17 protein-coding genes are annotated in these 19679 nt (G+C 38.6%); 11 read left to right on the forward strand and 6 right to left on the reverse strand.

What is annotated here, in order from left to right; all coding sequences use genetic code 11:
• Window positions 1–59: 59 nt before the first annotated feature.
• From DXB63_RS02465 to dapF, 5 genes are all read right to left on the reverse strand, one after another.
• Window positions 60–1466 (reverse strand): ammonium transporter, encoded by a 1407-nt coding sequence (locus tag DXB63_RS02465; protein ID WP_122124798.1) that lies wholly within the window; start codon window positions 1464–1466, stop codon window positions 60–62.
• A gap of 41 nt (window positions 1467–1507) precedes the next feature.
• Window positions 1508–1864 (reverse strand): P-II family nitrogen regulator, encoded by a 357-nt coding sequence (locus DXB63_RS02470; protein ID WP_122124799.1) that lies wholly within the window; start codon window positions 1862–1864, stop codon window positions 1508–1510.
• 25 nt (window positions 1865–1889) lie between these two features.
• On the reverse strand, window positions 1890–2585 hold the full coding sequence (locus tag DXB63_RS02475; RefSeq protein ID WP_369869573.1) for a TorF family putative porin: 696 nt from the start codon (window positions 2583–2585) through the stop codon (window positions 1890–1892).
• A 119-nt stretch (window positions 2586–2704) separates the two neighbouring features.
• Entirely contained in the window at window positions 2705–3937 is a 1233-nt protein-coding gene (locus DXB63_RS02480; protein ID WP_122124801.1) for an LL-diaminopimelate aminotransferase, read from the reverse strand.
• Window positions 3938–3972: 35 nt separating this feature from the next.
• Window positions 3973–4785 (reverse strand): diaminopimelate epimerase, encoded by an 813-nt coding sequence (gene dapF, locus DXB63_RS02485; RefSeq protein ID WP_122124802.1) that lies wholly within the window; start codon window positions 4783–4785, stop codon window positions 3973–3975.
• 498 nt (window positions 4786–5283) lie between these two features.
• On the opposite strand from dapF, the gene DXB63_RS02490 reads away from it, so the two are divergent.
• From DXB63_RS02490 to DXB63_RS18080, 11 genes are all read left to right on the forward strand, one after another.
• Entirely contained in the window at window positions 5284–7821 is a 2538-nt protein-coding gene (locus DXB63_RS02490) for an SLBB domain-containing protein (protein ID WP_122124803.1), read from the forward strand.
• A 9-nt stretch (window positions 7822–7830) separates the two neighbouring features.
• Window positions 7831–8913: a Wzz/FepE/Etk N-terminal domain-containing protein gene (locus DXB63_RS02495; protein ID WP_122124804.1), complete on the forward strand. Its 1083-nt coding sequence runs from the start codon at window positions 7831–7833 to the stop codon at window positions 8911–8913.
• A 12-nt stretch (window positions 8914–8925) separates the two neighbouring features.
• Window positions 8926–10185, forward strand: a complete 1260-nt coding sequence (locus DXB63_RS02500; RefSeq protein ID WP_122124805.1) for an oligosaccharide flippase family protein — start codon at window positions 8926–8928, stop codon at window positions 10183–10185.
• Complete coding sequence (locus tag DXB63_RS02505) at window positions 10182–11234, forward strand: glycosyltransferase (protein WP_122124806.1); 1053 nt, start codon at window positions 10182–10184, stop codon at window positions 11232–11234. The genes DXB63_RS02500 and DXB63_RS02505 overlap by 4 nt, the downstream gene beginning before the upstream one ends.
• A complete protein-coding gene (locus DXB63_RS02510) occupies window positions 11231–12223 on the forward strand; it encodes a glycosyltransferase family 2 protein (RefSeq protein ID WP_158563617.1) in 993 nt (330 codons plus the stop codon). Before DXB63_RS02505 ends, DXB63_RS02510 begins: the two co-directional genes overlap by 4 nt.
• A 27-nt stretch (window positions 12224–12250) precedes the next feature.
• A complete protein-coding gene (locus DXB63_RS02515; protein WP_122124808.1) occupies window positions 12251–13516 on the forward strand; it encodes a DUF6337 family protein in 1266 nt (421 codons plus the stop codon).
• A 127-nt stretch (window positions 13517–13643) separates the two neighbouring features.
• Window positions 13644–14669 carry a glycosyltransferase family 2 protein gene (locus DXB63_RS02520; protein WP_233522742.1) on the forward strand — a complete coding sequence of 342 codons (1026 nt, stop codon included), beginning with the start codon at window positions 13644–13646 and terminating at the stop codon, window positions 14667–14669.
• 15 nt (window positions 14670–14684) lie between these two features.
• A complete protein-coding gene (locus DXB63_RS02525) occupies window positions 14685–15896 on the forward strand; it encodes a DegT/DnrJ/EryC1/StrS aminotransferase family protein (protein WP_122124809.1) in 1212 nt (403 codons plus the stop codon).
• Window positions 15880–16467: a sugar transferase gene (locus DXB63_RS02530; protein ID WP_122124810.1), complete on the forward strand. Its 588-nt coding sequence runs from the start codon at window positions 15880–15882 to the stop codon at window positions 16465–16467. Before DXB63_RS02525 ends, DXB63_RS02530 begins: the two co-directional genes overlap by 17 nt.
• A gap of 66 nt (window positions 16468–16533) precedes the next feature.
• Window positions 16534–17955, forward strand: a complete 1422-nt coding sequence (locus tag DXB63_RS02535) for a capsule assembly Wzi family protein (protein ID WP_233522756.1) — start codon at window positions 16534–16536, stop codon at window positions 17953–17955.
• 78 nt (window positions 17956–18033) lie between these two features.
• A complete protein-coding gene (locus tag DXB63_RS18080) occupies window positions 18034–18858 on the forward strand; it encodes a hypothetical protein (protein ID WP_178300452.1) in 825 nt (274 codons plus the stop codon).
• 251 nt (window positions 18859–19109) lie between these two features.
• Here the strand turns inward: DXB63_RS18080 and DXB63_RS02545 are convergent, their stop codons facing one another.
• Window positions 19110–19526 (reverse strand): lipocalin-like domain-containing protein, encoded by a 417-nt coding sequence (locus tag DXB63_RS02545; protein WP_122124812.1) that lies wholly within the window; start codon window positions 19524–19526, stop codon window positions 19110–19112.
• Window positions 19527–19679 lie beyond the last annotated feature (153 nt).

The raw sequence follows: 19679 nt of genomic DNA on the forward strand, positions 1-19679 counted from the left end.
AAGCCGGTTAAGGCTCTCCGGTATAAATCTATATTCTAATTAGATTCTTATAGTTGGTTTTAGTTATAAGCGCTTTCGCCATGTTCGTACACATCGAGTCCTTCCTCTTCCACACGTTTGGTAACGCGAAGACCGTGAACCACATCGAGTCCTTTGAAGATGATGAAGCCCATACCTGCTGCCCATGCACCTACTATCACCGCACCAAACAGCTGTGCCAATAACAGACCGCAACCGCCGCCATAGAATAATCCTTCTTCTGTGGCGAAAAGACCGGTGAGTACGGTTCCCAAGAATCCGCATACTCCGTGTACGGAAGAAGCTCCCACGGGGTCGTCTATTTTTAATACACGGTCAATGAATTCAACGGCGAATATCATAACGATACCGCAAATCATACCGATCATCACTGCTCCGAAAGGCGATACCAGATCGCATCCGGCAGTAATACCCACGAGTCCCGCCAAGATGCCGTTCAGGGTTAATGATAAAGACGGTTTCCCGAACTTGAGCCAACTGACGGCAAGTGCGAAGAAACCTCCGGCACAGGCGGCAAGATTGGTGGTTAGGAATACGTGTGATATGATGAACTGGTCGGAGCTTGTGGCAGCGGCGAGCTGTGAACCGGGATTGAATCCGAACCATCCGAACCAAAGGATAAATACGCCTAAGGCTGCAATGGTCAGGTTGTGTCCGGGAATGGCTTTTGACTTTCCGTCTTTACCGTACTTACCTACACGGGGACCGAGAATTGCCGCGCCCACTAAGGCAATCCATCCGCCTACGGAGTGAACAACCGTAGAACCTGCGAAGTCGTGGAAAGTAGTTCCGAATGCATTCATCATGAAACTGCCTTCGTCGCCATTCATCAACCAACCGCCTCCCCATGTCCAATGACCGGATACCGGATAGATGATTACGCTGATGAAGATCGTGTAGAGTAGGTACATGGAGAATTTAGTACGTTCTGCCATTGCACCGGATACGATGGTAGCGGCGGTTGCGCAGAATACAGTCTGGAATATCAGGAACCCTTCAATCGGGAGTCCGTTGTCGATAATGGAATCCATGATGCTGAGGTCAAAGAAATGCGGTGCTCCTACAAAATTGCCGATTCCGAACATTAGTCCGAATCCGATGAACCAGAACAGAAGTGAGCCGAACATGAAGTCGACGAAGTTTTTCATCAGAATGTTGGCTGTATTTTTAGTGCGGGTGAATCCTGCTTCCACTAAAGCAAATCCCGGTTGCATGAAGAATACCAGCATGGCGGCAAGTAGCATCCATACCGTGTTGATGCCGGTTGCGAGTTCTCCCATTGCGTCGATGATAGTAGTCGGGGCGCTTTCCGGGACTGCAACGGCAGTTACGTCTTGCGCAAAAGTATCGAAAGCGAACATTGAAACCAACAGGATGGCTCCGGTTACCCATCGTCTCAGGATAACATGTTTCGTATATGTGTTCATAATCTTTTTACTGTTAATGTGTTAATACCTGAATACCTGTACTATTTTTCTTTTTCTGCATTATAGAGTGCGATGTCTCCTCTTTCTCCCGTACGGATGCGGATGGCATCTTCTATCGGGATGACGAATATTCGTCCGTCTCCGATTTCTCCGGTCTGTGCAGCCTTGATTATTGCCTGAACTGTCTTTTCCGCATTCTTGTCACGAACCACAATGTTCAGCAGAATGCGTTCGATAGAACCGGTATCATATACTACTCCACGATAAATACGCCCCTGACGCGCTTTACCGATACCTCTTACATCATAGAATGAGAACCATTCGATATCTGCTTCAAGCAGAGCGTCTTTCACATCTTCGAATTTTGTCTTACGTATAATGGCTTCTATTTTTTTCATATTGATCTTTATTTGAAAACTTTCTTTAAAATCCGATATTGAGTCCGGCTATTAAATACGCATGATCGTATGCCGGAGATACAATGGCCTGTACGTATAATGGTATGGAAAAACTATTTGTAATCTTAATGTCCTTGGAGGCTTTCAAGCTGATGTCCATTACATTAAAGTCTTCATCATACCTGCTTTTATAAGGGTTGATACCGATGGACGGTGTCAACGTAATTTCTTTCGGCAGAGCAATGTCATAGGCGGCATTGAAATAAGATGAATAATACCGGTCGCCTTTTTCATCTTTGTCTGCTCCGGCACACATGGTGCTCCATGAGAGAGTGAGCGGGCATTTTTCTCCGAAGTTGTAACTGACAGTCCCTTCAAAATAGTGGGAGTCTTTGTAATGTCCGTAAGGTGCGCCGGCACCTTCCCACCAATAATCGGTTACCGATATTCCGAAACCTCCGGTGGAATATCCCAGCGTTATGTCAAACTCCTGCGGATGAAAGTCCGAGAGGCTTCCGCTTCCCCATGCTTCGAGTGAGAACCCTTTATAACCCAATGTGAGCGATGGCTGCAAAGAGGCTCCTGATTCCTGATCCATGCCACGCCATACATAACTGCTTACCAATTCTACATTGCCTGATACTTCAAACTTATCCTGTGCATTTGCCAAGGGGATTATGGTTGTCCATCCTAGTAGTAACAGACTTGTCGTTTTAATCATCGTTCTCATGTCTTTTTACCTTTTTAGTTAGAAAAATGTGGAAAAATCTTCTCTTTACGTTTTTTTCATACAGAACTCTTTCTATGCGCCATGAACCTCCTTTCTTATTATGTTTCTTGTTATCCTTTCAACCATCTTTTTAACCTGACCATTGCTTCCTGACAGTTGGAGCGTTCTCCGAATGCCGTCAGTCGGAGGTATCCTTCTCCGCTTGGTCCGAATCCTACTCCCGGTGTTCCTACCACGTTTGCTTCATAGAGCATCTGCTCGAAGAATCTCCAGGAGTTCATACCGCCCGGGGCTTTAACCCATAAGTAAGGGGCATTTTCGCCACCGTATACTTTCAATCCCATATTCTCAAGTCCCTCTTTCATGATTCGGGCATTGGTCATATAGTATTTGACTGTTTCTTTCACCTGTTCTTTCCCTTCGGGAGAAAAGACCGCTTCGGCTCCTCTCTGGGTGATATAGGATGTTCCGTTAAACTTCGTGCACTGACGTCTGTTCCACAAACGGTTAAGAGGAATCCGTTCGCCTGTCAGCGTGGCGGCCGTCACTTCTTTCGGTACTACTGTGTATCCGCATCTTACTCCGGTAAATCCGGCTGTCTTGGAGAAACTGCGGAATTCTATCGCGCATTTCTTAGCCCCTTTTATCTCATAGATCGAATGAGGAATATCCGGATTCTGTATGTAAGCCTCGTATGCTGCATCATATAATATAAGGGTGTCATTTGCCAAAGCGTAGTTCACCCATTTCTTTAACTCCTGTTTGCTGAGCACCGTACCCGTCGGGTTGTTGGGGTAGCAAAGGTAGAGGATGTCGATTCTTCTGTCGGGGATTTCCGGCACGAAGTCGTTCTCCTCCAGACAAGGTAGGTAAACGACATTGCTCCAACGTCCGTCTTCCAATACGCCTGCCCGTCCGCACATCACGTTCGAGTCGATATAAACCGGATAGATAGGGTCGGTAACTCCGATACTGTTGTCGTGACGAAGTATGTCGCCTATATTTCCCGTATCGCTTTTAGCTCCGTCATTGATAAATACCTCGCTTGTATCCAACTGGATGCCTCTTGGTGCAAAATCGTTCTTTATGATTGCTTCGGCAAGGAAAGAATATCCCTGTTCCGGACCATAACCGTGAAAAGTCTCTTTGCCCGCCAATTCATTGACCGCCTTGTGCATTGCTTCGATGCAGGCATTGGGCAGTGGTTGGGTCACATCCCCGATTCCTAAGCTGATGATTTCCGTCCTCGGATGGGTAACTTTAAACGTATTTACTTTCTTTGCAATGTCGGAAAACAAATAATTGTTCGGTAACTTTAAAAAATGCTCATTAACTAATGCCATACGATTTATTGTTTTAAGTTTGTTGGTTTCCTGATTTATTCTTCCAGCTCGATCTTCCCGTCGAATACTTTGACGGCGTCTCCCGTCATGAATACTCTGCCGGTATCGGCATCCCAATGAATTTCCAAAACACCTCCGTCCATCTTTACCGCAACCTCTCGTCCGGTTCTTCCTGTTAATGAGGCGGCTACGGCTGTGGCACATGCTCCTGTGCCACATGCCTGTGTGATGCCCGAACCTCGTTCCCAAACCCGCATCCGTATATTTTCGTTATCGATCACCTGTGCAAATTCTACGTTTGTACGGTTGGGGAATAATGGATGGTTCTCCAATAGAGGACCTATCTGTGTTAAGTCTAGTGTTTCTACATCGTCGGTAAATATAACCAAATGCGGATTGCCCATCGAAATGACGCTACCTTTGTAAGTGGCATTCCCGACGGTAATCGGTTGGGAGTATTCTATTTCGGGAGTTCCCATATCTACCGTAACTTTCTCTACTTTATCATTTTTGATATGAAGTCTTAATACCTTTATGCCCGATAGGGTGTCGAGTGTTATCTCGGTTTTGTCAGTCAGTTTATTATCATAGATATATTTGCCGATGCATCTCGATGCATTTCCGCACATCATGGCTTCCGAACCGTCTGCATTGAAAATCCGCATGCTAAAGTCCGCTTTGTCGGAATTTCCGATGAGTACCAACCCGTCAGAACCTATCCCGGTGTGATAAGCGCTCCATCTTCTCGATATCTCTTCCGGATTGTTTAACTTATGTGATAGGGTATTGACGTAGATATAATCATTGCCGGCTCCCTGCATCTTTGTGAACTTTATGGTTGCTGCCATTTTGATTTATATGATTGTTGTCTTCGTTTCTTTTTGTCTTATTTTTCTGCAAATATATATCTTTTTGTCTGTATATACAAGATTAGTGCTATCATAATTCTTTAAAATAATGAATAGACTTTCAATTCGTTATATTTTTGCTTTGTATTGTAATAGATTGATAGATTAACTATACTTATTACTTTGTTAATGATAGATGCTCGATTGACGATTATTGAAATATTCACTTATTATGCAGTTTGATCGACCGTATGTTCGTGCATAGAGGACCGTATGTTTGTGAATGGAGGACCGTATGTTCGTGATCAATCGACCGTATGTTGGGAGTTAAACTTCTTCGCCCGAAAAAAAACAATAATAGACGCTGCAATATTCCGTTGTGTCCTTCGTTTTCTAATTGACACGATTATTAATTGAAGAAAAAGTATGTAGTAATACGGGGGAAAGTATTATCTTTGCGCCCGGTTCTATAAATTTTTATGGTCATAATTAAAAAATATGCGTAAATTATCTATTTTATTACTTTTTGTATTTTCTTTTGTTCAGGTCTCTATGGCACAGCGGATGTCTGACGAACAAATTATGCAGTATGTGATTGAAGCACAAGCCAGTGGCATGAGTCAACAGGACATGATGTCCGCCTTGATGAAGAAAGGTGTGACGGTAGAACAGTTGAAGAATTTACAAAGCAAATATTCAAAATCAAGTCAGGGAGCTTCCTCCAAGGGGGTGATCAGTGGAATGCTGAATAACCCAGAACGTATGCGTGAAACAACGGACGATCCCGAAGAACGCATGATAAAAGGTGAAAAAAGCAAAGGCTCTTTGAAAGCTTCCGGCAAATCATCCGGGATGGGAGGAGGAATGTCTACCATGAGAGGGATGTCTTCTATGTCTGCCATGGGAGGTTTCTCTACGATGGATGAAGATGGTATGTATCCGTATGATGAGGATATGTACATGATGATGTTTCCGAAAGATAGAACCACTGAGGTTTTCGGACGCGACTTGTTTAATAATAAGAAACTTACGTTTGAACCGAATTTAAATATCGCCACTCCGGAGAACTATCGCTTGGGTCCGGGTGATGAAGTGCTGATAGACATTTGGGGAGGTTCGCAAACCACTATTTGCGAGACGATTTCACCGGATGGAAATATCCAGATAGAAAATTACGGTCCGCTTTATCTGAACGGGATGACCGTGAAAGAGGCGAATGATTATGCCACTTCGGAACTGAGCAAGATATATGCCGGTATAGTAAACAATACTTCCCGGATAAAGCTGACGCTGGGGCAGATACGTTCCATACAAGTCAATGTGATGGGAGAGGTAAAAGTGCCGGGTTCCTATACCTTGTCTTCGTTGGCCTCCGTATTCCATGCATTGTATATGGCGGGAGGAGTAAGTGATATAGGTACGCTGCGTGCGGTAAAAGTATATAGAGACAACAAGCTGGTATCTACCATAGATATATATGATTATATCATAAATGGTGTGATGAAAGACAATATCCGCTTGATGGATGGCGACGTAATCGTGGTAGGACCTTATGACAGTGTGGTAAAAGTAGCCGGAAAGGTGAAACGCCCGATGTTCTATGAAATGAAAAACTCTGAAAGCGTGGCTACCCTGTTGAAGTATGCAGGTGGATTTACCGGTGACGCTTATTCAAAAAATATCCGTTTGATTCGTAAGAGCGGACGTGAACATCAGATATATAATGTAGAAGAGTTCGATTTCAACCTGTTCAAGGTAATGGATGGCGACTCTGTATTCGTAGATTCCGTGTTGACCCGTTTTGCCAATATGGTGGAAGTGAAAGGAGCTGTATATCGTCCCGGTATGTATCAGATGGGAGGCAGCATCAACACTGTAAAAGAATTGATAGAGAAAGCGGAAGGCATCCGTGGAGACGCATTCTTGAATCGTGCCGTATTGCATCGCAGAAAGGAAGACCTTACTTTAGAAGTGATTTCATTGGATGTGAATGGTTTGCTGAACGGCACTACTCCGGATATCGCTTTGCGTAAAGATGATGTGTTATTCATCCCGAGCATCCACGACATGCAGGAAGGCAGAACGCTGACCATCTCCGGTGAAGTAGCAAAACCGGGCGTATTCCCTTATGCAGATAACATCACATTGGAAGATCTGGTATTGCAGGCAGGAGGTTTGAAAGAAGCGGCATCAACGGTACGTATCGACGTTGCACGCCGTGTCAAAGACCCGAAAGCTACAAAACCGTCCAATGAAATAGCACAGACCTTCAGCTTCTCGTTGAAAGACGGATTCGTGGTAGACGGTGAAACAGGTTTTGCACTGGAACCGTTTGATGAAGTATACGTGCGTCGCAGTCCGGGCTATCAGCAACAGCAGAATGTGGCGATAGAAGGAGAAGTCTTATTTGGCGGAACCTATGCCTTGACAAAGAAGAATCAACGTTTGAGCGAGTTGGTAGAAAGAGCCGGTGGCTTTACCAAAGAAGCCTATATCAAAGGAGCACGTTTGGAACGTAAGATGACTCCGGAAGAAAAGGTTCGTTTGGAAGCAGCATTGAAGATGGCGAGAACTCAAGCCGGAAACGAATCAATGTCTGCCGAAACACTTGACTTAGGCGATGTCTATTCAGTTGGTATCGAATTGGAAAAAGCATTGGACAAACCGGGTAGTGATGCAGATATAGTATTACGTGAAGGAGATAAGTTGGTTGTACCGGAATACAACAATACGGTGAAGATAGGCGGAGCTGTTATGCATCCGAATACAGTAGCTTATAATCCGGATCAGAAAACAAAATATTACGTAAATATGGCGGGAGGTTATTCCTACCGGGCAAAGAAAAGTCGTGCGTACGTCATTTATATGAATGGTACGGTAGCCCGTCTGAAAGGAAAGAGCAAGAAAGCTATTCAACCGGGATGTGAAATCATCGTGCCGAGAAAAGCCGGAAATAAGGCATCACTTGCCGAAATTATAGGAATGGCTTCTACTTCAGCAACTACTTTAGCCGCTTTAGCTGCATTAATAAAATAATACACTGATATGAGCGAAGAACAAGATAAAAAACAAGTCCAGGAAATTGATTTGATAGAAGTAGCCCGTAAAATATGGGCAAAGCGTAAACTGGTATTTAAAAACTGCTGTATAGCTGCGGTTGTCGGAGTGATCGTTGCTTTTAGTATTCCGAAAGAATACGAAACCAAAGTAACTTTGGCACCGGAAATAGCTTCTGGGAAAAATGGTTTAAGCGGAAGCTTAGGTTCTTTGGCTTCCTTGGCAGGTATTAATTTAGGTAATATGACAAGTGAGGATGCCATTTCCCCGGAATTATATCCTGATATTTTAAAGTCGACCCCTTTTCTGGTTGAGTTATTTAATGTGCAAGTTGAGACAAAAAAAGGAGACTTAAAAACTACGCTCTATGATTATATGGACGAACACCAGAAGAGCCCTTGGTTTGGTTATGTTATATCGGCTCCTTTTGATGCATTGGGATGGGTAGTGTCTTTGTTTAAAGACGATCCGGAAGATGCTGATTCTGCAAATGTTGATTATTTTGATTTGACATTGAAACAGGCAAAAATAGCAAAATCAATACAGAAAAGTATCATTGCATCAGTTGATAAGAAATCAGGTGTAATAACGCTTAAAATATATATGCAAGATCCTTTGATTTCTGCGGCTTTGGCTGATACGGTAAAAGACAAATTGCAGCAATATATAATTAATTATCGTACAAATAAGGCGCGGAAAGATTTGCTCTTTACAGAAAAAATGTATGAAGAAGCATTGCAAAATTATATTAAAGCTCAGCAGGCGTATGCTACGCATATGGATGGAAATTTAAATGTGGTATTAGAACGTTTTAAAACTGAAGAAGAAAGATTGGGAAATGAAGTTAAATTGGCGTATCAGGTATATGGACAAGTAGCCCAACAATTGCAATTAGCAAAAGCGAAAGTTCAAGAACAGACCCCTGTTTATACTGTAGTACAACCTGCTGTTATTTCTTTGAAAGCTGCTTCTCCCAGGAAAATATTTATATTGATCGTTTTTATGTTTTTGGCAGGCTTTGGAACAATAGGATGGATTTTTATGAAAGATATTTTTTATCAAAAAATCTAATTTATTTATTATATGCGATTTAAGGAACAGGTTACAAATAATAGGTCTATAATTGAAAGCTTTCTATCTTTGTCAATATTGAATGGACTGAATTTGTTATTGCCACTTGTAACTCTTCCTTATTTGTTGAGAGTCATAGGACCGGAGAAATATGGAATATATTCTTTTGTCTATGTAATAATTCAATATTTATTATTGTTGAGCAGCTATGGATTTAATTTCTCTGCAACGAAACAAGTTTCTCAATATAGAGATAATATAAATGAAGTAAGTCGGATATACATTGGAGTGATCACTGCTCGCTTATTGTTGACATTTATAGGATTGATACTTTTTTCGTTGATTTCTTTTTATGTGTTGAAATCCAAAGAGGAATTTAATGTTTTTGAAATGGGGGTCGGAATAGTTTTAGGTGATATATTTATACCAGTTTGGCTATTCCAAGGAATGGAAAAGATGCGTTATCTGACTTTGGTAAATGTGATTTCTAAAATTGTATTTACAATTTTGATATTCTTTGTCATTATAAGTCCGGAAGATTATAAGTATATAATCCTTTTGAATTCTCTAGGATATGTTGCTGCTGGTATTTGCAGTACGATAATAGTGAAACGATTTTTTAAAATAAATTTCTTTATTCCTTCATGGAATGACATTTGGTTTCAGTTAAGAGATGGCTTTCATGTTTTTGGTTCAACCTTAAGTATGAATTTATATCGTAATTCTAATATTTTTATATTAGGTTTATTTGCTAATGATGCTTCTGTGGGAATTTATTCGGCAGCAGAGAAATTGATAAAAGCTTTGCAGGGTATTCTTTCACCGGTAGCGGAAGCTCTTTTTCCTCATTTAGGGTATAAATTTCAGAAGAATAAGGATGTGAAAGACAGTGTTCGCCAACTGAATCGTTTTATAAGGCCGTATGCTGTTTTATTATTTTTCCTTTTTCTTTTAGTATTAATTTTTGCCCCGTTTCTAAGTAATATTTTATTGGGAAAGTCTTTTTTTGATTCGATCCCTTTAATACGTATTATGTCGTTGGTAATTGTGGTGGGAGGATTAAATTATGTATTGGGTATTGTGGGACTTATTAATTTGAATAAACAATCCCTTTTTTTTAGGAATGTGATTATTTCAGGAGTTATAGGAATATTGGTCATGTTATTTTTAGTACATAGCCTGACTTTTTATGCAGGGGCTATTTCAATGGTTTTATCTGAATTGATATTATTTATATTATGTACTAGAAGTTTATATTTGATAGGTCGATGAAAGAGAAAAAAAGGAGGATATTAGTCTTGGGCTATTTTGGTTATCAAAATAATCAGCTGGATGGTCAAACAATAAAAACAAGGAATGTATATGAATTATTGGAACTATATGGTTCCGATAATTTTTTATTGTCTCATTTTGATACACAAGATTTTCAATATAATAAGAGCTCTCTTCTTAGGATGTTGAAATTATTAATGAACTGTGATTCCTTGGTTTATTTACCGGCTCAAAATAACTTAACTTATATTTTCCCCTTCATTTATGTGTTATCGCTGGTAAAGAGATTTGATATTTTGTATATTGTAATAGGAGGTTGGTTATCGTCTTATTTAAAGAATAAAAGAATTCATCGTTATATGTTATCTCATATAAAAGGGATATTTTTAGAGAATAGCTCTGTTTACAAGGAGATGAAAGAACGTTATTCATTACAAAATGTATATATATCCCCTAATTTCAGGATACACAGTTTTGCACCTTTGATATCTTCCAATCAAAATCAATTTAGGGTTGTGTTCATGTCACGAATAATGTTGGAAAAAGGAATAGATACTGTATTTCTTTTAGCAAGAAAACTTTCTGAAAAATATATGGAAGGACAAGTCATAATCGATTTCTATGGACAAATAGCAGAGAAGGACAAAATATATTTTGAAGAACAAGTTCGTGAAAACTCTATAATTTCCTATAAAGGAGAGTTGGCTCCGGCTGAAATATATCAAACCTTAACTACCTATGATTTACTTATATTACCGACAAAATATATGACGGAAGGTTTCCCCGGTGCTATTTTAGATGCGTATATATCAGGAATTCCAGTAATTGTTTCCAATTGGAATAATAGTAGAGAATATGTAGATAATGGTAAGACCGGTTATATTTGTGATGTAAATAATGTCAATGAATTCTATGATAAAATTGAATATTTATATATGAATCGTTCTTTATTAGAACAAATGAAAGTATTTGCATATGAAAAAAGTAAAGAATTTCATGCAGATAAAATTTGGGAACAGTTAAAATGTTTTTTAATAGAAGAAAAATGACAGGCATAATTATACTTAATTGGAATGGTTGGGAGGATACAATTGCATGTTTAAAGTCGTTGTATCAAATAGAAAAAGGTGATTTCTTTATTGTTTTAGTAGATAATGGTTCTATTAATGATTCTGTAGATCATTTATCTGCTTGGCTAAAAGATGAAGATAAGAAACATTATATTTTAGGGCAAGGTGAAACATTAGACGTTAATTTGCAAAATAAAGATTGTATCCTTTATTGTTTGAAGGAAAATTATGGATTTGCTAAAGGAAATAACTATGCAATAGATCTCGCTAGAAAATATTCTCCGGATTATTTATTATTATTAAATAATGATACAGAGGTTGAAGCTGATTTCCTTTGGCAACTAGAGACTTTTATTCAGGCTAATGAAGAATATAAAGTTTTGACTCCGATGATTCGTTATTTTTATGATAAGAATAAAATTTGGAATTGTGGAGGTAAATTGATCTTTGGTTTGAGAAAGTATTATTATGGTGATGATTTAGCTTCATCAATAAAAGAGGAGAATTTCATTCCAATTTCTCTTATAACGGGATGTGCATTTTTCTTTCCAATCGATTTGATTGAGAATGAGAAATTATTTACTGAAAAATACTTTTTTGGAGAGGAAGATTTTGATTTTTCTTTACGTATGCAAGAAAGAGGAGTTAAGATGGCCTGTGTGCTTTCTTCTCAGATTTATCATAAAGTGGGAGCTTCTACTGCAAAAGTGAATAATTTATCCAAAATTTATATACATTATTTGGATAGATATATGGATGTGAAAGCGCATTTCTCTCCATTGAAATTTTATATATGGAAAAATATTTATTATGTGTATATCATTTTATTGCTGATAAGAAGAGGATTCTCAATAAAAAAAATAGCTTGTTTTATAAAATTATTATCTAAAAATCATAAGATAATGGATGGCGTATCTCAAGAATATTTTTCTTATGTTATCTCTCATAATATAGAAGATATCGAATAGAGATTCAAATGAGCTAAAGATTATAAGATGGATATTATTTTTAATATATTAATTGTATTATCATTCCTTGTAGAGTCAGCTGTGCTTGTATATTGTGAAAAGTGCATCTGGAAGACACTTTATACGCCTTTGAATTTTTTGATATTGCCTTATATTTTAGTATTGTTCATAACTATTCTTATCTCTGGAAGGTTTGGATTTGTTGAGTTCTATTATCCTACTATATTGCTTTGGAATGTTGGGCTACTTGTCTTTTTTATACCGAGTTTTGTACTAGGTTTTTTATTTAATAAAAAATATAATCTGCTTAGTTTACAGAAAAAAGGTTTTGCAGTATCTTTTCAATTTGACAAGGTAGCTCAAGTATTTATAATATTGTTAATTCTTTTATTTTTATTTCGCCTTTATTCTTTGTTCGGATCATCAGAGTTTATTATTGGATCGGATGAGTTTGCCGAAGAGTTCTGTGCCGGAATTTGGGGACATCTCCGTATATTAACTATGCCACTTTTAATCTTGCTGATTTTTTTAGTTGATAAAAAGCATAAGATATATTGGCTATACATTATTGTTTTCTTAATAATCAATATGATATATCAGGTAAAAGGGTGGGTTATTATTCCTTGTATTGCCGGAATAACATTAAGATTATATACAAAGAAAATGAGATTGAAGTTTTCTTTGTTATTGAAAGTTTTGTTGGTGGGATTTATTTTCTTTCAGTTCTCATACTTTTTAATCTTAGTCGTTGCGGGAGATGGGCAGTTTAATATTGATTTTATAGATGAAATATCAATGCACTTTTTGCATTATTTTACCAGTGGAACTTATGGGTTAAGTATGGATGCGGAATTAGGCTTCCCGGATCAACGTCCTATTGATTATGTATTAGTACCGTTTTTCAACATTGCATATAGTTTTACGGGAGATGATTTTGTCTCACCAATAAATCCGCTTTATCTTAATCCGGGATGGGCTTTGACTAATGTACGAACGTTTTTCGGAACATTATTTATAAATACTACCATATTGCAAGCTGTTATTTATTTATTGGTTTTGAGTTTTATTTCTTATGGATTAAACATATTGTCTATTTTATCAAAAAATATAATGATCAGTACAATCTACATATTTATTTGTTCTTTATTATGTATGGGCTGGTTTGAATTTTATTTTTTCCATCTGGATATAATAGAAATTCCGCTGATACTATTGGTTTTTCTATTCCTGCAAAAGGCTAAATCAGCTTTTTCTGTAAATACTGTTTTTATCAATAGAAATAAATTGACGTAGAAGTACAGAGGGCATTAACTTGACATGCATTAGATAGAATATAATAAAAATATGGGAAAATTAGAAATAGCAATTGTTGGTACCGGCTGCGTAGGCTTAGTCTCAGCATTATATATTTAAAATTTGGATGATGAATACACATTTTGTTTCTGTAGTTTGTCCTGTCTATAATGAAGAAAAGTTTATCGCTAATTGCATAAATTCAATTATCCGGCAAGATTATCCGAAAGAATATATGGAAGTGTTTTTGGTAGATGGGATGAGTTCGGATCTTACTCGTTCTATAATAATGGATTATGTAAATAGATATTCTTTTATTCATTTATTGGATAATCCTGATAAAATAGTGCCTCCCGCATTAAACATTGGGATTCGAAAAGCCAAGGGAGATGTTCTTATCCGTATAGATGGTCATTGTACTTATCCGGTTAACTATATCTCTGTATTAGTTCGGAATTTGTATGAGTTGGGAGCCGATAATGTTGGTGCTGTGTGGAATACTTTACCGGCAAAGAATACTTCTCTATGCAAAGCTATTGCAGTAGGAGTAAGTCATAAATTCGGCATCGGAAATTCATTACATAAAGTCGGAGTGAAAGATATAACCGAAACGGATACCGTTCCTTTTGGCTGTTTCAGAAAAGATATATTTGATAGAATCGGGGAGTTTGATGAAGAATTGATTCGAAATCAGGATGATGAATTCAATGCTCGTATTATCAAGAATGGAGGGAAAATTTATTTGATACCGGATTTGGTAATAGATTATTATGCGCGCGACAGTATTTATAAAGTATCTAAGATGTTTTATCAGTATGGTCTTTTCAAACCGTTGGTTAATAAAAAACTAGGCTTTCCTGCAACGTTGCGTCAGTTTTTTCCTCTTTTATTTGTGGTAGGATTAATTCTTGGTGGTTTGCTAAGTCTTTTTCTTTTATCGGTACGATATATTTATGTAGTAGTTTTATTGCTTTATTTATTGATATCTTTGTCCTTTTCTTTAATAGAGAGTTTGAAACACAAAGATTGGCGTTTGTTGTTTTTTCTTCCGTGGATATTTTTGGTGATCCATATTAGTTATGGATGGGGATATTTGCATGGAATTTATAAAATATTGAAAAGAGAATCTTTTTGTGTACATTCGAATAGATAATTAAATGAAGAATTTATGAAAATACCATTTTCACCACCTTATATAGACGAGGCGGTTATCAACGAAGTCGTTGATTCGTTAAAGTCAGGCTGGATTACTTCCGGTCCGAAAGTAAAGGCTTTGGAAGAAGAGATTAAAAACTTCTCAGGAGCTAAATCCGTGCTTTGCGTAAATTCATGGACGTCAGGTGCTATTATGATGTTGCGTTGGCTGGGAGTGAAAGAAGGAGACGAAGTAATTGTTCCTGCTTATACGTACAGTGCCACGGCTTTGGCTGTTCTTCATGCAGGTGCAAAACCTGTAATGGTGGATTCCGGTAAAGACTTCAATATATCTGTTGATGCGATCAGGCAAGCTATTACTCCGAGAACAAAAGCGATTATACCGGTAGATATAGCCGGATTTCCGTGTGATTATGACCGTATTATGTCGTTAGTGCAAGAGCAATCGATTAGGGATTTATTTCAGCCTACTTCTCCGGCTCAGAAACAATTGGGACGGATTCTGGTGCTGAATGATGCTGCTCATTCATTGGGTGCTCGCTATAGTACAAAAATGCGAACCGGTTGTGAGACGGATATTGCCATATTCTCTTTGCATGCGGTGAAAAATGTAACTACAGCAGAGGGAGGAGCTATTTGTTTCAATCTTCCTGCACCGTTTGACAATGAAGCTCTTTATGCTGAAATGCGTATGATGAGTTTGAATTGCCAGACAAAGGATGCTTTCTCCAAGTCTAAAGCCGGAGGATGGCGATATGATATTGTAGGTATGGGGATGAAAATAAATATGGCGGATGTGAATGCTGCCATTGGTTTAGCCCAAATACGTGAATATCCGGAGTTGTTGAAAGAGAGAAAACGGATATTCAATTCTTATTCCGATGCTTTCTCCAAATGTGATTGGGCTATTGTTCCTCCGTCGGTGCAGGGGGAGAAGGAAAGTTCCTATCATATCTATGCGTTAAGGGTTAAGAACTGTACGGAGGAACAACGTGATGCTATGATTGATGAAATAGCAAAGAGTGAAGTAGCGGTAAATGTACATTTTATTCCGATGCCTATGCTTTCTTTCTTCCGTGAACAGGGATATGATATAAAAGATTATCCGCAAGCGTATGATAATTATAAGTGTGAAATATCGCTGCCCATTTATCCGCAGCTGGACGATGAGAAAGTAGATTTTATTATACAGACTGTAATCAAAGCGCATGATACGATTTTTTGATGTTGTATTCTCATTCATTGGTATTGCGTTGCTTTCACCTTTGTTTGTCGTATTATATATAGCTATTTGTCTTGAGAGTAAGGGCGGTGGCATATATAGTCAGACAAGAGTGGGGAAAGAAGGAAGGGATTTTAAGTTATTTAAATTTCGTTCGATGCGTATCGGCTCGGATAAAAAAGGATTGATTACCGTTGGTGGGCGTGATCCCAGAGTGACACGAACCGGATTTTTTATCCGTAAGTATAAACTGGATGAATTGCCGCAGTTGTTTAATGTTTTGATTGGTGATATGAGTATAGTCGGCCCCAGGCCGGAGGTGCGTAAGTATGTGGATTTATATACGGATGAACAAAGAAAAGTATTGTCCGTTCGTCCTGGAATAACGGATTATGCTTCTATCGAGTATGTTGATGAGAATGTAATCCTGGGGCAGGCGGAAGATCCGGAAAAAGCTTATATTGAAACAATTCTTCCGGATAAGATAAGATATAATATGAAATATATCAATCATCAGTGTCCTCAGGAATATTTTAAGATTATCTTTTTGACTTTATATCACATTATAAAATAAGAAAATATGCATGTAAAGAATCGTTTTTTTGTATTTCTTCTATCAATTTCAGTCTCCTTTCCGTTGATGGCCCAATTTACGAAAGGCATGAATTATTCGGTAGAGACAGGAATAAATTTTAGTGGAGGAGAGCATACCCCTTTATGGTTGACTGCCAATAAACAGGGCCTATCTTCCATTGAGAAAAATAACGGTTATTTACGGGCCGGTATATTTCGTCCGCTGGAAGATGATAAACACTTTTCATATGGTTTCGGGATAGATTTGGCCGGTGCTTATCATTTTACGTCGAGTTTTATTGTTCAGCAAGCCTATTTCGATTTGAAGTATCGTTGTCTTGGATTGAGTGTGGGTAGTAAAGAATATGGAAGTGAACTGAAAAATCAATTGTTAACGAGTGGGGGAATGACCTACTCCGGCAATGCGCGTCCTATCCCTCAGGTTCGTATCGGTATTCCCGAATATACATTAATCCCCGGAACAAAAGGGCTGTTTCGTATAAAAGGACACCTTTCTTATGGTATGTTTACGGATGATAATTGGCAGGAAGATTTTGTGACTCCGGGGAATAAATACACCGAACATGTCCTTTACCATTCTAAAGCACTTTTCGTTAAGCTGGGAGATTATAAGAAATTTCCTTTAGTGTTTGAAGGTGGGATTGAGATGCAGGCACAATTTGGTGGAAACGCATTCAATGTAGAATACATGGGAGAAAAGAAATATATAGATATGCCTAATAAGCTTGAAGACTTTTTCAAGGTATTAATACCTTCCGGTGGAGACTCTTCAACTCCAATGGGAGAGCAGACGAATGTTTACGGTAATCATGTAGGTAGCTGGAACTTCTCGTTGGGCTATCAGCTGGAGGATTGGAATGCACGGGTGTATTATGAACATTTTTTTGAGGATGCTTCTCAAATGTGGGGCGAATACGGATGGAAAGACTGTTTGGCGGGAGTGGAGATTACTTTCCCGAAAAATCGCTTTATCAGCAGCTTTGTTTATGAATATATAGGAACAAAGGATCAGTCGGGGCCTATATTCCATGATAAGACTCCGGAAATACCAGATCAGGTCAGTGCTGTGGATGAGTATTATAATCATTATATCTATACCGGATGGCAGCATTGGGGAATGGGTATCGGCAATCCGTTGATTGTAGCTCCTTTGTATAATAATGGAGATATTCGATTTATGAGTAATCGTATTAAAGGGCATCATGTGGGATTTATGGGGCAGCCTATGGCAGACTTAGGTTATCGGGTATTATTCTCTTATACCAAAAACTGGGGAGGCTACAAAGAACCTTTCAGTGAGGTGAAAGATAATATCAATGGATTGCTGGAAGTGACTTATAAACCGCATCAGTTAAAGAACTGGGATTTTGTAGCGTCTTTGGCTTTTGATGCGGGAGATTTATTGGGAAAGAGTGCCGGCAGTATGATTACGGTGCGTAAGACGGGGCTATTGACAAAATCGAAATAGATTATTAATTAGTAATAGCTTGATAATGTCGATGAGTTTTTTTATTTTTGCTCATAATTTTAATAAAAAATTCTCAAAATGGAAAAGAAAGGTATAGTAGGATTGTGTTTTATCTTATTGACTTTAGGTATATCTACCGCTAGTGCACAATCGGGAAGAAAACTGGGTACGCACAACTCCATGACTTACATGAAGCCGTGTGGAGATGCCAAGATGTTGGCGATGTGGCCGTTTGCCAAGTGCCAGAGTATGGATTACAAAGAACAATATGATTTTGGTGTTCGTTTCTATGACTTGAGGATTCGTTTCATTGACGGTACTCCTTATTTTGCTCATGGTGAAGTGGAGTTCTGTGACGTAGATGCTTATACCGTACTCGATTATTTGAATTCAAAGGGCGACTGTGCCGTTAATCTGGTACTTGAAAATTCGAGTAAAATAGGTACGGGACAGAATGACCCATTTATTGCGCTTTGCAAAGAGAGTTTGGAGAAATATAAAAATATACATTTCACAGGTGGATGGGCTAAATATCCGGGTGACCATCCCGTTGTTTTCCAATTTGACACTCCGGGGGTGAATCGTGATGAGAAATATAAAGTCTTCACACTATTGAATGAGGCATTGGATGAAGTAAAGAGTAAAAAATCTTCGGGACTGAAGAAAATCGGTGCCGGAGTGACAGAGTTTGCTCAACGTCCGGAAGGTTTTGCCGAATCGGATAATCCGGGTTATTGGAGTGAATGGTTGGCAGATCCAGCCAAAGAAAATGTGATTCTGATGTTGGACTTTCCGGAAAAGGGTGCGCCGGATGAATGGGTAAAAGCTCATTCCGGTAGTAGCAATACTAATTCCGATACGACGACTAAAGTCAACAATTTGTTGAAGAAACTAAAGAAGTAATAGTATAAAAAAACAAAGTTCGTCCGTATGTTCCCCGAAGAATCATACGGACGTTCGTTTATAAAGATACGGGAGATTGTATCAAAACTATCTCAATTCCCCCGCTTGAGCGGGGGTAGGGGGGGTGTGACTTTTCCAACAGTTTAATAATCAAAGAAAGATTACACACCCCTTAATCCCCGCTCAAGCGGGGAAACTTGGATGCTTTGACTATTGACACATCCCTCCGTACCTTTGATTATGCTTTGTTGCTAAAACTTTCTGAGAGTGAGCAGCGTCTTTTCAGATCTTAATATGAGCTTTTTATCGTCCAGTTTCTCTATTCCGAAACGTTCGGAGGTATTGTTTAAGCCATACACCTGAAGTTGTTCTTTTGTGGCAAATACAGCATTGTCGGCTTTGAGACGGAAATCATAGACAAACAATGAATCCTGAGTTTGAGTAAAACGTCCCAGATATTCTATGATACCTACTTTTTGCAATGCGAGTAGGTCAAGTTGAACACTATAAAACAGTCGGTCTTCTTTTGTATCGATTGCATCTTCTCCTACCTTTTCAATCTTCATTAATTGCCACATTCCATCCAGACGTCCATTCTTAGGAAGTTTTCCGCAGGATGACATACAAGTGATGACGATGAGGGCAAACAGTACTATTGACTTCTTCATTGTTGTCTTTGTTTCTTTGGGAGGCAAAGATAATGCAAATCAAGAGCAGAATAAAATGAACTTGTTCATTTTTTATGCCGAGGTGCAGCTTATCTTCGCTTTTGGAAGCAAAGATACGATAATTTGTTGTATGAACAAATAAAGCAATTTATT

The sequence above is a fragment of the Bacteroides sp. OM05-12 genome (assembly GCF_003438995.1).
In the GTDB taxonomy this organism is placed as follows: Bacteria; Bacteroidota; Bacteroidia; order Bacteroidales; family Bacteroidaceae; genus Bacteroides.

Bases quoted from the DNA above. Each gene is read 5' to 3' on its own strand.
- DXB63_RS02520 (WP_233522742.1), top strand. From the start codon at position 13,644: ATGATGAATACACATTTTGTTTCTGTAGTTTGTCCTGTCTATAATGAA.
- DXB63_RS02515 (WP_122124808.1), top strand. From the start codon at position 12,251: ATGGATATTATTTTTAATATATTAATTGTATTATCATTCCTTGTAGAG.
- DXB63_RS02500 (WP_122124805.1), top strand. From the start codon at position 8,926: ATGCGATTTAAGGAACAGGTTACAAATAATAGGTCTATAATTGAAAGC.
- DXB63_RS02530 (WP_122124810.1), top strand. From the start codon at position 15,880: ATGATACGATTTTTTGATGTTGTATTCTCATTCATTGGTATTGCGTTG.
- DXB63_RS02525 (WP_122124809.1), top strand. From the start codon at position 14,685: ATGAAAATACCATTTTCACCACCTTATATAGACGAGGCGGTTATCAAC.
- DXB63_RS02480 (WP_122124801.1), bottom strand. From the start codon at position 3,937: ATGGCATTAGTTAATGAGCATTTTTTAAAGTTACCGAACAATTATTTG.
- DXB63_RS02535 (WP_233522756.1), top strand. From the start codon at position 16,534: ATGGCCCAATTTACGAAAGGCATGAATTATTCGGTAGAGACAGGAATA.
- DXB63_RS02510 (WP_158563617.1), top strand. From the start codon at position 11,231: ATGACAGGCATAATTATACTTAATTGGAATGGTTGGGAGGATACAATT.
- DXB63_RS18080 (WP_178300452.1), top strand. From the start codon at position 18,034: ATGGAAAAGAAAGGTATAGTAGGATTGTGTTTTATCTTATTGACTTTA.
- DXB63_RS02505 (WP_122124806.1), top strand. From the start codon at position 10,182: ATGAAAGAGAAAAAAAGGAGGATATTAGTCTTGGGCTATTTTGGTTAT.
- DXB63_RS02495 (WP_122124804.1), top strand. From the start codon at position 7,831: ATGAGCGAAGAACAAGATAAAAAACAAGTCCAGGAAATTGATTTGATA.
- DXB63_RS02490 (WP_122124803.1), top strand. From the start codon at position 5,284: ATGCGTAAATTATCTATTTTATTACTTTTTGTATTTTCTTTTGTTCAG.
- DXB63_RS02470 (WP_122124799.1), bottom strand. From the start codon at position 1,864: ATGAAAAAAATAGAAGCCATTATACGTAAGACAAAATTCGAAGATGTG.
- dapF (WP_122124802.1), bottom strand. From the start codon at position 4,785: ATGGCAGCAACCATAAAGTTCACAAAGATGCAGGGAGCCGGCAATGAT.
- DXB63_RS02465 (WP_122124798.1), bottom strand. From the start codon at position 1,466: ATGAACACATATACGAAACATGTTATCCTGAGACGATGGGTAACCGGA.
- DXB63_RS02475 (WP_369869573.1), bottom strand. From the start codon at position 2,585: ATGATTAAAACGACAAGTCTGTTACTACTAGGATGGACAACCATAATC.
- DXB63_RS02545 (WP_122124812.1), bottom strand. From the start codon at position 19,526: ATGAAGAAGTCAATAGTACTGTTTGCCCTCATCGTCATCACTTGTATG.